This is a genomic window from Achromobacter pulmonis, from assembly GCF_002885955.2.
Lineage (GTDB): Bacteria > Pseudomonadota > Gammaproteobacteria > Burkholderiales > Burkholderiaceae_B > Achromobacter > Achromobacter pulmonis_A.
The window spans coordinates 16062-29698 of sequence record NZ_POQS01000007.1 but is presented as its reverse complement, the minus strand read 5'-3'; the positions used below and the strand labels follow the sequence as shown (position 1 = coordinate 29698).

General features: G+C 65.3%; 14 protein-coding genes. 5 read left to right on the top strand and 9 right to left on the bottom strand.

Annotated elements, in window-relative coordinates; translation table 11 throughout:
* Nucleotides 1-484 precede the first annotated feature (484 nt).
* Nucleotides 485-691 (bottom strand): cold-shock protein, encoded by a 207-nt coding sequence (locus C1I89_RS24215; protein WP_006216596.1) that lies wholly within the window; start codon nucleotides 689-691, stop codon nucleotides 485-487.
* A gap of 233 nt (nucleotides 692-924) precedes the next feature.
* A complete protein-coding gene (locus tag C1I89_RS24210; RefSeq protein WP_102774992.1) occupies nucleotides 925-1983 on the bottom strand; it encodes an AbrB family transcriptional regulator in 1059 nt (352 codons plus the stop codon).
* 88 nt (nucleotides 1984-2071) lie between these two features.
* On the opposite strand from C1I89_RS24210, the gene C1I89_RS24205 reads away from it, so the two are divergent.
* Nucleotides 2072-3238: a pyridoxal phosphate-dependent aminotransferase gene (locus C1I89_RS24205; protein WP_102774991.1), complete on the top strand. Its 1167-nt coding sequence runs from the start codon at nucleotides 2072-2074 to the stop codon at nucleotides 3236-3238.
* 131 nt (nucleotides 3239-3369) lie between these two features.
* On the opposite strand, the gene C1I89_RS24200 is transcribed toward C1I89_RS24205, so the two are convergent.
* The 5 genes from C1I89_RS24200 to C1I89_RS24180 all read right to left on the bottom strand — a co-directional run bounded on the left by C1I89_RS24200 (nucleotide 3370) and on the right by C1I89_RS24180 (nucleotide 8695).
* Nucleotides 3370-4896: a tripartite tricarboxylate transporter permease gene (locus C1I89_RS24200; protein ID WP_102774990.1), complete on the bottom strand. Its 1527-nt coding sequence runs from the start codon at nucleotides 4894-4896 to the stop codon at nucleotides 3370-3372.
* Nucleotides 4893-5330 (bottom strand): tripartite tricarboxylate transporter TctB family protein, encoded by a 438-nt coding sequence (locus C1I89_RS24195; protein WP_102774989.1) that lies wholly within the window; start codon nucleotides 5328-5330, stop codon nucleotides 4893-4895. The genes C1I89_RS24200 and C1I89_RS24195 overlap by 4 nt, the downstream gene beginning before the upstream one ends.
* Before the next feature lie 111 nt (nucleotides 5331-5441).
* Nucleotides 5442-6440 (bottom strand): Bug family tripartite tricarboxylate transporter substrate binding protein, encoded by a 999-nt coding sequence (locus C1I89_RS24190; protein WP_102774988.1) that lies wholly within the window; start codon nucleotides 6438-6440, stop codon nucleotides 5442-5444.
* A 115-nt stretch (nucleotides 6441-6555) separates the two neighbouring features.
* Nucleotides 6556-8028: a sensor histidine kinase gene (locus C1I89_RS24185; RefSeq protein WP_102774987.1), complete on the bottom strand. Its 1473-nt coding sequence runs from the start codon at nucleotides 8026-8028 to the stop codon at nucleotides 6556-6558.
* Nucleotides 8015-8695 carry a response regulator gene (locus C1I89_RS24180; protein WP_102774986.1) on the bottom strand — a complete coding sequence of 227 codons (681 nt, stop codon included), beginning with the start codon at nucleotides 8693-8695 and terminating at the stop codon, nucleotides 8015-8017. The genes C1I89_RS24185 and C1I89_RS24180 overlap by 14 nt, the downstream gene beginning before the upstream one ends.
* Before the next feature lie 314 nt (nucleotides 8696-9009).
* Between C1I89_RS24180 and C1I89_RS34620 the strand changes: the two genes are divergently transcribed.
* The 3 genes from C1I89_RS34620 (at nucleotide 9010) to C1I89_RS24170 (ending at nucleotide 11081) form a co-directional block, all read left to right on the top strand.
* The gene (locus C1I89_RS34620; protein WP_181391042.1) at nucleotides 9010-9159 is read left to right on the top strand and encodes a hypothetical protein; all 150 of its coding nucleotides are present in this window, start codon (nucleotides 9010-9012) and stop codon (nucleotides 9157-9159) included.
* A 26-nt stretch (nucleotides 9160-9185) separates the two neighbouring features.
* Nucleotides 9186-10568, top strand: coding sequence for a ClcB-like voltage-gated chloride channel protein (locus C1I89_RS24175; protein ID WP_102774985.1), 1383 nt, complete (start codon nucleotides 9186-9188; stop codon nucleotides 10566-10568).
* A 177-nt stretch (nucleotides 10569-10745) separates the two neighbouring features.
* Nucleotides 10746-11081 carry a hypothetical protein gene (locus tag C1I89_RS24170; protein ID WP_102774984.1) on the top strand — a complete coding sequence of 112 codons (336 nt, stop codon included), beginning with the start codon at nucleotides 10746-10748 and terminating at the stop codon, nucleotides 11079-11081.
* Between the two features lie 5 nt (nucleotides 11082-11086).
* Here C1I89_RS24170 and C1I89_RS24165 read toward each other — a convergent pair whose 3' ends face one another.
* Complete coding sequence (locus tag C1I89_RS24165; RefSeq protein ID WP_102774983.1) at nucleotides 11087-11650, bottom strand: hypothetical protein; 564 nt, start codon at nucleotides 11648-11650, stop codon at nucleotides 11087-11089.
* Nucleotides 11651-11708: 58 nt separating this feature from the next.
* Here C1I89_RS24165 and C1I89_RS24160 point away from each other — a divergent pair, with 58 nt between their 5' ends.
* Entirely contained in the window at nucleotides 11709-12065 is a 357-nt protein-coding gene (locus C1I89_RS24160; protein ID WP_102774982.1) for a MarR family transcriptional regulator, read from the top strand.
* A 137-nt stretch (nucleotides 12066-12202) separates the two neighbouring features.
* Here C1I89_RS24160 and mnmE read toward each other — a convergent pair whose 3' ends face one another.
* Nucleotides 12203-13555, bottom strand: a complete 1353-nt coding sequence (mnmE, locus tag C1I89_RS24155) for a tRNA uridine-5-carboxymethylaminomethyl(34) synthesis GTPase MnmE (RefSeq protein WP_102774981.1) — start codon at nucleotides 13553-13555, stop codon at nucleotides 12203-12205.
* Nucleotides 13556-13637 lie beyond the last annotated feature (82 nt).

The window sequence follows — 13637 nt, the reverse complement described above, 5'->3', positions numbered from 1 at the left end:
TGGGGATATCTTTGTGAACAACCGCCCGCCGGCGGGCCAGAAATCGGCCTTGGGGCGCCGGAAGAATATAGAGGCCTGTGCCCCGCTGGAGCGGGAAAATCCGCCCAAACCTGCGTATTTACTGGGGAAAATGCGCGTATTGAGGACAGTCAGACCACCGTAGCGGTCCTTGCGCCATTGCCTGGGCAAGACCAGGAATGCGGTACGGAATTTGGGATAACTCTGCAAATCCTTGCGTGGGAGCAATGAAATGCTTCATTACTGCGCATGAAAGTACTCATGCCCGAAAATAATTATCCACAAACTTATCCACGGCCCGAGAATATGTTAGTAGCTACTAACAAATGGCTGAAAACCCAAAACCGAAAATCGGCGGCGCCCGCATTGGACGACGCCGCCCAAATGAAACAACGCCCCAGACCTGAGGTCTTGGGGCGTTGTAGCCAGGCCAAGCCTGGCAGACGGGAAATTGGGATTTCCCGATTTAGAGCGGGCGAATTTCGGCCGCTTGAGGTCCTTTCGGACCATCCTTGACTTCGAATTCGACTTCCTGCCCTTCGTTCAGGCTGCGATAGCCGCGGCCCTGGATGGCGGAAAAGTGTGCGAAAACATCGGTGCCGCCGACGTCCGGAGTGATGAAACCGTAACCCTTGTCAGCGTTGAACCACTTAACTTTGCCCTTCTGAGCCATTTTTTCTAGCGTCCTGTAATTAACTCGAAATGCAATGAATCAAGGACGCCGTGAGAACTGAACGACCGGTTGTGACACCTGCGTTGCTGCTGCGTTCCCGCCTGCCGCCAGGCTGCAGAACGAGTCCGCGCGCTGCTTGAATCAACTGCCTGACCAGCATACTCACCGGACATTACAGACTCATATAGTTGTTTTCCCCAATGTCGTATTTTTCAGACTTGAAGCAATCCGGCTCAGGCGGAGCGCGCCTGACGCGGCGCCAGCAGGTGGTATAGCGGCCCCGTCACCAGCACCACGAACACCATCCGCGTCACGTGAAACGCGGTGACCACCGGCACGCCCAGCTGCAGCACCTTGGCGGTAATGGCCATTTCGGCGATGCCGCCCGGCGTGGTGCCCAGAATAAGGGTCGGGATCGGGGCCGCCGACCATAGCGACAACAGGGCGCCGAGGCCGAAGGCCAGGGCTAGCGCCAGAATGGTGAAGCCGGCCATCGCCGCGATGAAGCGCGGCGCGGCGCGGAAGAAATCGGGCCGGTAGCGGTCTCCCAGCGACCAGCCTATGAACAGCTGCCCGATCTTCGGCACATAGTCGGGCAGCGCCGACAGCTCGATGCTGGAGGCCGTCAGGATCATTGCCACCAGCATCGGCCCCAGCACCCAGGGATTGGGCAGGCGCAGCTTCATGAAGATGGCGCCGGCGACGCAGGTGAGCGCCACCAGCAAGGCCAGGCCGGCGCCATGCACCTCGCGCGGCCCGGGCACGGTGGGGTCCAGCCCGGCCACGCCCCACCACTGGAAAATGAACGGCACGGTCACCACCACCAGCAGCACGCGCACGCTGTGCGCCGTCGCCACGCGGTCGATGCGCGCGCCGTGGCGCTCGGCCAGGTTGGCCATCTCGCTGGCGCCGCCGATGGCCGCCGAGAACCAGGCCGTCTTGAAATCCACGTCGGTGTAGCGGCGCAGGATCGCCGTGCCCAGAAACGCCAGCCCCAGCGCGAACAGCATGCCCACGACGATGGGGCCGGCGTTGTTGCCGATATGCCCGATCACCTGCGGCGTGAAGTACAGGCCCAGCGAGGTGCCGATCACCCACTGCCCGCCGTTGCGCGCGGGCCTGGGGCAGGCCGTGCCCAATCCGGCGATCCGCGTCGCGGCCGTCAATAGCAGCGCGCCCAGCATCCAGGGCAGCGGAATATGCGCCCACACGGCCAGCAACGCTCCGGCCAGCGCGATCACGAAACCGCCCAGCACCCTACCCGACATACTCTGCACCACGCCCCCTTCCATATCGCTGCGTTTCGAGAAAACGAATTATGAGTTAGTGGGATACTTACGAAAACTCTCTGCGCTGGTAGCGTCCACTTCCTCGTCCACCATGATCCGATCCAAACTTCCTGACGTCGGCACCACCATCTTCACCGTGATGAGCCGCCTTGCCATCGAACACAAGGCCATCAATCTGGGCCAGGGCTTCCCAGACTTCGATCCCGATCCCGCCTTGTGCGAGCTGGTCTCCAAGGCCATGGCCGAGGGCCACAACCAGTACCCCTACATGCCCGGCGTCGCGCCGCTGCGCGACGCCATCGCCGCCAAGACGCTCGCATGCTATGGCCACGCGTACGATCCCGAAACCGAGATCACGGTGACCAGCGGCGCCACCGAGGCCTTGATGGCCACGGTGCTCGCCGCCGTGGGCAGCGGCGACGAAGTCGTGGTCATCGAGCCCTGCTACGACTCCTATCTGCCGGCGATCCGCCTGGCCGGCGGCACCGCGGTGCCGGTGCCGCTGCGCGCGCCGACCGCAGACGATCCCTACTACCGCATCGACTGGCAGCGGGTGCGCGACGCCATCACGTCCAAGACGCGCCTGCTGATGCTGAACTTCCCGCACAACCCCACCGGCGCCGTGCTGGACGACAGCGACCTCGACGCGCTCGAATCCATCGTGCGCGACACCGGCGTGCTGCTGGTTTCCGACGAGGTCTACGAACACATCGTGTTCGACGGCAGGCCGCATGCCAGCGTGGCGCGCCGCCCGCTGCTGGCCGAGCACGCCTTCGTGATCTCGTCCTTCGGCAAGACCTATCACACCACCGGCTGGAAGATAGGCTACTGCTGCGCGCCGCGCCAGCTCAGCGCCGAACTGCGCAAGGTGCACCAGTTCATGGTGTTCACGGTGCCCTCGCCCATGCAGTTCGCGCTGGCCGAATACATGCGCGACCCCAAGCCCTACCTGGATCTGCCGGCCTTCTACCAGGCCAAGCGCGACCGCCTGGCGCAAGGACTGGAAAAGACCCGTTTCCGCCCGCTGCCCAGCCCCGGCACGTTCTTCCTGCTGGCCGATTACAGCGAGATTTCGCGCCAGAACGAGGCCGACTTCGCGCGCGACCTGACCGTCAATCACGGCGTCACCGTGATCCCGGTTTCGGCGTTCTACCGCCATCCCGACGCGCCCGAATCGAACCATCGCATCGTGCGTTTCTGTTTCGCGAAAAAGGACGAAACCCTGGACTCCGCGCTGCAGCGGCTGGCCCGGGTCTGACGGCAACTTCGACCGAATATGAGTAAAAGCTCATATTCATATTTTGCCGGTTTCGATGGATAAAAAAGGGGCGCCGCGAGGCGCCCCATGCAGTTCCGGCGATGCCCCGGCGCATCCGCGCCGGCTTCGCATCAGGCCGGGTCGGCGGCAACCTTTCTTGCTGCGCGCAGCTTGCGCATGATTTGCGGCACGATCACGACGGCGGCAGCGCCCGCCCACAGGCCGATCGAGACCGGGCTGGCGAACAGCACGCCCACGTCGCCGTCGGTGATCGACAGCGCGCGGCGCAGGTTCTGCTCCATCATGTCTCCCAGCACCACGCCCAGCACCAGCGGCGCCATCGGCACGCCGAATTTGCGCAGGAAGTAGCCCAGCGTCCCGATGCCGGCCACCAGCAGCAGGTCGAAGGTGCCCGCGTTGATCGCGTACACGCCGATATAGCTGATGCACAGGATGCCCGGCACCATCAGCCAACCCGGCACCGACAGCACCTTGGAGAACAGGCGCACCAGCGGCACGTTCATGATGAAGAGCAGCACGTTAGCGACGAACAGCGAAGCGATCAGACCCCACACCAGATCCGGCTTGGAATCGAACAGCACCGGGCCCGGCGTGATGTTGTAGAGGGTCAGCGCGCCCATCATCACCGCCGTGGTGCCCGAGCCGGGCACGCCCAGCGTCAGCATGGGCACGAAGGAGCCGATGGCCGAGGCCGTGGCGGCGGCCTCGGGCGCCACCAGGCCGCGCATGTCGCCCTTGCCGAACTTGGCGTTCGGGTCCTTGGCTTCGATGATGCGTTTTTCCTGCGAGTACGCCACGGCGGCGGCCACGCTGGCGCCGGCGCCCGGCAGCACGCCCACGCCGAAGCCCACGAAAGCGCTGCGCACCACGCTCCACCACGTGAAGACCAGCTCTTTCAGATTGAAGATCTTGCGGCCGCTGGGCTTGACTTCGACGCTGTGGCCGGCCATGACTTTCTCCAGCATCTCCAGCATTTCGGCCACCGCGAACAGCGCGATCACGACCACCACGAAGTCGATGCCGTCGGCCAGGTGCACCGACTCGAACGTATAGCGGTAGACGCCGGAGTTGGCGTCCACGCCCACCACCGAAATCGCCAGGCCGATCATCGCGGCCAGCACGCCCTTGACCGGCTGCTTGCCCAGCAGGCTGGTCAGGCAGCAGAACGCGAACACCATCAGCACGAAGTACTCGGCCGGGCCGAAGGCCAGCGCCCATTTGGCCAGCAGCGGCGCCAGCAGGATGATGCCGACCACCGACACGATGGCGCCGAAGAACGCCGACCACGCCGACAGCGACAAGGCCACGCTGGCCAGGCCCTGGCGCGCCAGCGGATAGCCGTCCAGCGTCGTCATGATGGCGCTGGCCTCGCCCGGCACGTTCAGCAGGATGGACGTGATGCGCCCGCCGTACTCCGCGCCCACGTACACCGCCGCCAGCAGGATCAGCGCGGTCTCGGGCGGCAGGTTCATGGCGAAGGCGATCGGTATCAGCATCGCCACGCCGTTGATCGGCCCCAGCCCGGGCAGCACGCCCACCATCGTCCCGAAGAACGAGCCGATGGCGGCCACCAGCAGGTTGGTCGCCGAGAAGGCGACGCCGAAGCCGATCGACAGATGATCAAGAATGGCGCTCATATCAGGTTCTCCAGCAGTCCGGCCGGCAGGACCACGTCCAGCACCTTGTCGAACAGCACGAAAAAGAAAATGCTCATGACCACGCCGCCGATGGCGCACTTGATCCAGCCGCCGCCGAACAGGCGGCCGACGAACACCGTCATGAGGGTGGTGGCGATCACGAAGCCCAGCCACTGGAACAGGAACGCATAGGCCGTGGCGAACACCACCATCAGCGCGATGCGGCCGTTGGCGCCCGGCGGATTCGCCTCCACCTGGTGGCCGCCCTTGTAGACCAGCCACAGGCCGCACAGGCCGATGATCAGCGCCAGCAGCAGCGGAAAGGCGCGCGGGCCGACGGGCTCATAGGCGAACGGGGCTTCGATGCCCCAGCCCGCGGCGGTCAGGAAGACGGCGAGCCCGAGCGCCGCCAATCCCAGTATTCGATCGTTCATGATCACTTTTCCGATGTAGTCGCATCACGCGGCGCAGCGCCTCCCGCCGCCGCGGCCGGACCGCGGCGGAAAGGAGCCCTGACGGGCGCGAACGGGGGAGTAAGGCCTGGCTTACTTCTTGATCAGGCCGAAGGAATCGGCCAGCTCGCCGTAGTGCCGGACACGCTCTTTCACGTAGGCGTCCAGCTCGGCGCCGGTCTTGTTGAACGGGAACAGGCCCTGCTGCTCGCGCAGTTTCGCGAACTCGGGCGAGTTGGTCGCCTTGTTGAAGGCGTCGACCCAGAACTGGTAGTCGGCGTCGGACACCTTCGGGCCCACGTAGAAGCCGCGGATGATCGGCCACACGATGTCATAGCCCTGTTCCTTGGCGGTGGGCACGGTGCCCAGCTTGCCCGGCAGGCGTTCGTCGTTGAACACCGCCAGCACGCGGATCGGAGCGCCGCCTTCCAGCATGGTGAAGGCTTCGGCCGCGTCGCCCATGTAGGCCTGGATATGGCCGCCGCGCAGCGCGGTGACGGCTTCGCCGCCGCCCTCGAAGGCCACGAAACGCATCTTCTTGAAGTCCACGCCCGCCGCCTTGGCGGTCAGCGCGGCCTTCATCCAGTCCTGGCTGCCCACGGTGCCGCCGGCGCCCAGCACGATCTTGGTCGGGTCCTGCTTGAACGCTTCCATCAGGCTCTTGAGATCGGTGTACGGCGAATCGTTGCGGACCACCGCCACGCCGTAGTCGGTGCCGATGCCGGCCAGCCAGCGCACGTCGTTGACGTTGTACTTGCCGAACTTGCCCTGCGCCAGGTTCAGGAGCGAACCGCCGGAGAAGGCCACGATGGTGCCCGGCTCGTTGGGATGCTGGGCCACGATGTTGTTGTAGGCCACCGCACCGATGCCGCCGGGCATGTAGACGATGCGCATGGCGCTCTTGAGCGCGCCGCTCTGCTTCAGGCCTTCGGTGGCCAGGCGGCAGGTCAGGTCGAAGCCGCCGCCGGGCTGGGCCGGGGCGATGCATTCCGGACGGCGGGGCTCTTCGGCCGCCTGCGCGGCTCCCAGGGACAGGGTGATCGCGCCAAGCGCCGCAAAGGCGGCCAGGCGCAGCTTCAGACTCGTCTGCATTTTTGCGTCTCCGAGATTTATAGGTCTAGGTGTGTCTGGAAGCCGCGCCGCCGATTCTGCACGGTGGCTGCCCCAGTGAACGCAACCGTACAAAATCGAACCTTTCCAACACCTTTCAAACTGGACCGATTTCTTGCCGCGGCGCAGCATCCGACGCCGATCCAAGGGTAAACACCAATGCCGCCCGCAGTCCGGGCAGCGGCGCGCGGTTCTCCAGCACCAATCGCGCGCCCAGGATTTCGGCGATGGTGCCGACGATGGCCAGGCCCAGGCCGGCGCCGGGCTTGTTCTTGCCGGCCGCGCCGCGGCGAAAGCGCACGCAGGCCCGCGCGATGTCGTCGGCGGACATGCCCGGGCCGCTGTCCTCGACCAGCAGGCGGGCCTGGACGGCGTCGGCCTGTATCCGCACCGTGACCTCCCCGGCCGGCGAGGTGTAGCGGATGGCGTTGTCCACCAGGTTGCTGACCGCTTCGCGCAGCAGCCAGTCGGCGCCGCGCACCATGACGGGCCGCTGCTCGGCCTCCAGGCCGATGTCCAGCTGGCGCAGGCGGGCGGTGGGCAGCAGGCCGCGGATGACGCCGTCGGCCAGGTCCACCAGGTCCACCGATTCGGGGACAAATCCCCCTTCGGCCAGGGAGGCGTCTTTTGCGCGCGCCAGGGCCAGCATCTGGTTGGTGGTGCGTACGGCCCTGTCCAGCCCCTCCTGCATCGCCAGAAGGGCTGTACGGACCTCCTGGGGGTCTGTCTCGCGCAGAGCATAGGCCATCTGGGTCCGCAAAACCGACAGCGGCGTGCGCAACTGGTGCGATGCGTCGTCCAGGAACTGGCTCTGGACCCTCGCCTGGGCCGCAAAACGGGCCATGTGGAGGTTTACGGCCGCCACCAGGGGTAGGACCTCCCCCGGCATGTCGGACGCGCTGACGGGGCTTAAATCGTCCGCAGAACGCCCTTCGACCTCCTGCCGCAGCCGGGCCAGGGGCCGCAAGGCCATGAAAACGCCCACGATGATCACCAGGACGCTGATCAGGATGACGGCCAGGTCCCGCTCCACGGAGCGCACCAGGGCCCGGTGCAGGAAGGCCTGGCGCGTGCCCAGCCCCTCCGCGACCTGCACTACTACCCGTCCCCCTTTGTTGTCGTACAGCGGCGGGTCCATGGGGCGGGCCAGCACCGCCACCCGCACCGGCGTGCCCTGGTAGGTGGCGTAGAAAAAGCGCGGCTCGCCCGAAACCAGCGGCTCGGCCGGCATCGGCAGGTCGGGATAGCCGATTTCGGCCAGCCCGTCCTCGGTGGCCACGCGGTAGAACACGCTGCCATTGGCCGTCAGCTCGAAAAATTCCAGCATCAGGTATGGCTGCTCCATGGCTAATCCACCGCTGGCTGTGGATATGTTGTGGTCGATGGCGCGCAGCGCTCCGGCAAGGGATCGGTCGTAGGCCGTATCGACCTGGTTGCGCAGCTGCTGGTTGGACATCCAGAGCGCGCCCACCATCACCAGGACCAGGGTCGGAATCAGCCACCAGAGCAACTGGGTCTTCAGGGTGCGGTTGCGTTTCTGCCCGGTTTTTTTCGAACTACGGGTTGTCAACAGCGTTCTCCAGGCAGTAGCCCATGCCCCGCATGGTCACGATCTGCACGCCGGTATCCGCCAATTTTTTGCGCAGCCGGTGCACCAGGACCTCGATGGCCTCCAGGTTGATGTCCGCGTCGTCGGTCAGGATGCGGTCCAGGATCTGCTGCTTGTTGATGGGTTCTCCGCTTTTCTGGATCAGCACGCGCAGCACCGCGTGTTCACGTGGGGATAACTGCAGGGCCTGTCCGTGGACCGTGAATTTTTGCGCGGCAGTCTCGAAAACCAGGTTTCCCAGAGTCAGCCGCGGATGTTCGCGCCCGCGGCTGCGCCGGATCAGCGCAATCAGGCGCGCTTCCAATTCTTCCACGACAAAGGGTTTCGGCAGGAAATCGTCCGCGCCCTGGTGGAGTGTCCCGATTTTTTCGGCCAGCGAATCGCGCGCGGTCAGGACCAGCACCGGCGTACGGTCGTCCCGCGCGCGGATCTTGGCCAGCAAAGTATGGCCATCCATGCCGGGAAGTCCCAGGTCCAGGATGACGGCGTCGAATTCCTCGACCGCCAGGCGTCGTTCGGCAACCAGTCCGTCATCGGCCCACTCGACGACGAAGCCGGCATGGCGGGCCAGGCTTCGTGAAAGCCAGCGGGCAAGTTCGGCTTCGTCTTCTATCAGCAGGATGCGCATGGACGGAGTCCGCGGGGGGATGGCTGGGCGGAATGGGAAGACATGTTTGGCTTTTCCTTTATTTCTCTTTATATAAAGACTAATGATTAATAAGGGCTGTGGATAACTACCTTAACCCTGAAAACCTCTTTTTTTTCATAGCCTTGCGGCCGTTTTTGGCTGTGCAAGAACTCTGTGTGGGAAAAAAGCTGAAGTTGGACAAGATTTTGGACCCGGTCCGAAACCCCTGCTTGTTCAACTTGCCTCCACAAAATGTGCACAACCGGCCGCCCTAGGAGTTATCCACAGCCCTGTTCCTGGGTGCGGACCGGGAAATGGGCACTTTTACCCCGAAAAACCGGCTTGTGCATCCCCGCTTTTTCGGCCTTTCAGACGCGTTTAAAGGCCCGCTGAGCGCCTATCGGAAACCGGGATTCGGGGCCTGGAATGCCCGCTTTCATTACAAGGGACTGAACAAAAAGTGAGCAGCTTTCGCCGTAAAATCCGAGCCATGGCGAAAGAAATCAGAATCAAGCATTCGGGCTGGGCGACCTGGCTGCGAGGCCGTCTGCTGGCCGATAACCTGCCCGCCACCGTCTGCGCGGCCGCCTTGATGGGCCTGCTGGGGGCGCTGGCCACCGTGGTGTTCCGGGAACTGCTGGGCTGGACGCAGGTATTGCTCGGCGGGGGCGACGCGCCCCACGGCATGGTGTCGCTGGCGCGGGGGCTGGACCCCTGGCAGCGGTTTCTGCTGCCCGCCGCCGGCGGCGCGGTGGCCGGCGTCATCCTGCAGCTGGCCGCGAGCCGCCTGCCCAAGCGCGGCGCGGCCGACTATATGGAAGCGATCTCGGTGGGCCGCGGCGTCATCGGTTTCCGCCAGACCATCGCGCGCAGCCTGTCGTCGATCTTTTCCATCAGTTCGGGCGCCTCGATCGGCCGCGAAGGCCCCATGGTGCAGCTGGCGGCCATGCTGTCCTCGCTGAGCGGGCGCTACCTGGTGCTGCCGCCCCGGCATCTGCGGCTGTTGGTGGCCTGCGGCGCCACCGCGGGCATCACCTCCGCCTATAACGCGCCGATCGCCGGCGCGTTGTTCATTTCCGAAATCGTCTACGGCGCGATTTCCTCGGCCACGCTGGTGCCGCTGGTGGTCTCGTCGGTGGTGGCCAACATCGTGACGCGCCAGATCCTGCACTACGACGCGGTGTTCCATATGCCGCGCTTCGATTTCGTGTCGGGCTGGGAAGTCATCAATTATCTGGGCCTGGGCCTGATCGCCGGCCTGGCGGCGCCGCAATTCCTGCGCTTCCTGGACGTGGCGCGGCGCGCCTTCGGCCGGCTGCCCTGGCCCTTGTGGGCCAGGATGGCCGCGGGCGGGCTGATCGTGGGCGCGCTTTCGGTGGTCAACCCCGAGGTCTGGGGCAATGGCTACAGCGTGGTCAACAGCATGCTGCACACGCAATGGGCATGGCAGGCGGTCGCCGCCATCCTGCTGCTGAAAACGCTGGCCACCGCCGCCAGCGTGGGGTCGGGCGCGGTGGGCGGCGTGTTCACCCCGACCCTGTTCGTGGGGGCGGCGCTCGGCGCCTTGTATGGCACCGGCCTGCAAGCCCTGTTTCCCGCGGGCGATCTTTCGGCCGTGTCCAGCTACGCCATCGTCGGCATGGGCGCGCTGCTGGCGGCCACCACCTATGCGCCCTTGATGTCCATCCTGATGATCTTCGAGATGACGTTGAGCTACGAAGTCATGCTGCCGCTCATGCTGGCCTGCGTCACGGCCTACGTGATCGCGCACCGGATCAGGCCGGATTCGGTGTACGCCAAGTCGCTGGCCAACAACCGGCGGGCGCGGCTCGCGGTCCCTGGAGAAAGGGCCGAAAGCAAGCCTGCCGCTTGATTGCGAGTAAATACTCGTATTCTGGCCGGGCGAAAAATACGAGTCCGGCCGCGGCCTTGCAGGCGGCGGCCGGCATTGCCGGCAATTTAGTTATAGAATTTATAACTAAACCGCTGCGCGCCCCATGAGGGCGCGCAGTCACAAGAAGAATGATCAGCAGTACCCACAGGAGCATCCATGGCACCCGGCAAGTCTGCCACGGCAGGTAGCGACGCGCCCAATCTCTGGCAGCAGTACGCCAGATTCCACGAGGCGTGCGTCGCCGTTCTGGACCGCATCGAGCAGTGCGCGGACCCGCATATTCCGCTGGCGCAAAACGAGTGCGCGGAACTGAGAATCATGGCGCTCAACCTGGGCGCGCTGGGCCGCGTGCTGCATGGCAAGCGCGCCCGCGACATGCGCCAGCTCGCGGCGCGCCTGGACCGCGCGCTGGCCGGCTGCAACCAGCAAACCGTCGCGCCGGCCCTGGACAGCGAAACGCCCGAACGGGACCCGGCGGTGCTGGCAGGCTGATACCGCTATCGGTCAGTGCGTGCGCCGGCCGCAAGCCGGCGCAGCACGGCCGTGGCCGCCTTGAGCGCATACAGCACGAACAGGGCGCCCGTCAGGTCTCCGATGAACATCGCCACGAACCCGGTGGCCAGCGTTTCGCGCGCGCCATGCAGGAAAAACCAGGCGTGGTGGATGGCGGAATTCACCAGCGCGTAGCTGACCGCGCAGGCCAGCAGGCGTCCGGTGGTCAGATTGCCCAGGTCCGGCCGCAGCCGCAGCGCGCTCCGGGCCCAGAGATAGGCCAGATAGGGCGCCGCGGCTTCCATGATGCCACCGGCCACCGATTGCACGACGTCGTTCGGGAAATGGTAGAAAAAGTAGGCGGTCCAGGAACCGATCAGCACGCCCATCGCCCCCGCCAGCCCGAACAGCAGCGTGGCAACCAGCCGCACGCCGGCGGGCAGGTAGACCCAGTTCACGCCGCGCATGAATTCCAGATTGGTGAACACCCACTCGTTGATTGCCAGACTGGCGAGGAACAGGAAGGTCGTGGCCAGCACCCATTTTCCCTGCCTTAGAATGTCGCCCATAACCTAAGTATCTTTGCCCACTTTTCGTTGCCCGCCCTCGGTCGCCGCGTCATTATCCATGAAACAAAGAAAGAGGCCCGCCGACATCTACCTGCGCTTTCTGCACCTGGCCGACGCGCTGCGAGGCCTGCCCTCGCTGCCCACTCTGGACCCGGTGGAAGAACGCATCCTCACGCTGGTGGCGCGCGCCTCTCAGGAAGAGCGCCGCCTGTCGGTGCGCGACGTCATGGCCGTCGACAGCATAGGCTCGCCCGCGACCCTGCACGCGCGCCTGAAATCCATGCGCGAGAAAGGCTGGGTGCAACTGGTCGACACCGAGGATGCCCGCCGCAAGCAGGTCGAACTCAGCCAGGCGGCGCTCAAGCATTTCGACCGGCTGTCGGAATGCCTGGTGGAGGCGGCGCGCAAGCCGTAGCAGTGATTGCGGGTTGCCGGTATCGCGGTCCGGATTGCCTTAGAAAGCTGCAGCCTGATCTACGAATCAGTGGCGGACCATTTTGCGGACTTGCGCAAAATGGTCGAGCAAGCATTTTGCCGGCCCTGAAGCTGGCCTCACTTCCCAATACAAAAACTCGAAAAAATCTCCCCCAGCAGATCGTCGCTGGTGAATTTTCCGGTGATGCTGGAAAGGCTGTCGTGCGCCAGGCGCAGTTCTTCGGCGAACAGGTCCAGCACGCGGTCGTCCTGTTGCGCGTGTTCGCCGGCCAGCGCCAGGTGTTCGGCGGCCGCCTGCAGCGCGTGCAGATGGCGTTCGCGCGCGAGCCAAGGGGATTCCGCCCCCGGGTTCCAGCCGGCGATCCGCAGCAGTTCGGCGCGCAGCGCGTCCAGGCCGATGCCGCGCTTGGCCGAGATGCCGAGTTCGCCGGGACCGGCGGCGAAGGGGGCGGCCAGCAGGTCGATCTTGTTGTAGACCTTGAGCACCGGCGTGCGCGGCGGCAGGCGCGCGGTGATCTGGGCGTCGAGCTGGTCGCCGGGCTGGGTGGCGTCCTGCAGGTGCAGGATGACGTCGGCGCGTTCGATTTCCTGCCAGGTACGGGCGATGCCTATGCTTTCGACGGTGTCTTCGGTTTCGCGCAGGCCGGCGGTGTCGACGATGTGCAGCGGCACGCCGTCGATATGGATTTCCTGCACGACCTTGTCGCGGGTGGTGCCGGCGATGGGGGTCACGATGGCGATGTCGTCGCCGGCCAGCGCGTTGAGCAGGCTGGATTTGCCGACGTTGGGCTGGCCGGCGAACACCACGTGCAGGCCTTCGCGCAGGATGACGCCCTGGCGTGCCTGGGCGATCAGCGCGGCCAGGTCGGCGGCCAGGGCTTCCAGCGTCGGGCGCGCCTGGTATTTTTCGAGGAAGTCGATTTCCTCTTCGGGGAAGTCCAGCGTGGCCTCGACCAGCATGCGCAGATGCACGATGCGGTCGGACAGGTCGTTCACGCGCGCCGAGAATTCGCCCGACAGGGAGGCCATGGCGCCGCGCGCGGCGGCCACCGACGAGGCGTCGATCAGGTCGGCCACGGCCTCGGCCTGGGCCAGGTCCATGCGGTCGTTGAGAAAGGCGCGGCGCGTGAATTCGCCGGGCTCGGCCAGCCTCAGGCCCAGGTCGCGGCCGGCGGCCAGGCAGCTGTCGAGCACGCGGCGCAGCACGGCGGGCCCGCCGTGGCCTTGCAGTTCCAGCACGTCCTCGCCGGTGTAAGAGTGCGGCGCCCGGAAATAAATGGCGATGCCTTCGTCCAGCAGTTCGCCGGATTCGGTTTTGAAGGGCAGGTAGTGGGCGTGGCGCGGGGTCAGGTCGCGCTGGAACAGACGGCGCGCCAAGCCCGAGAGGTCCGCGCCCGAGACCCGTACGACGCCGATGCCGCCTCTTCCGGGGGCGGTGGCGATGGCGGCGATGGGGGCGTGGACGGACATATTTCAGGCGGGGCGGGGCAAGGACAATAAGGGAATATAACTGTTGCGCGGCGGCTTGTTTGCTGGTTAATGTGGCCCGGAG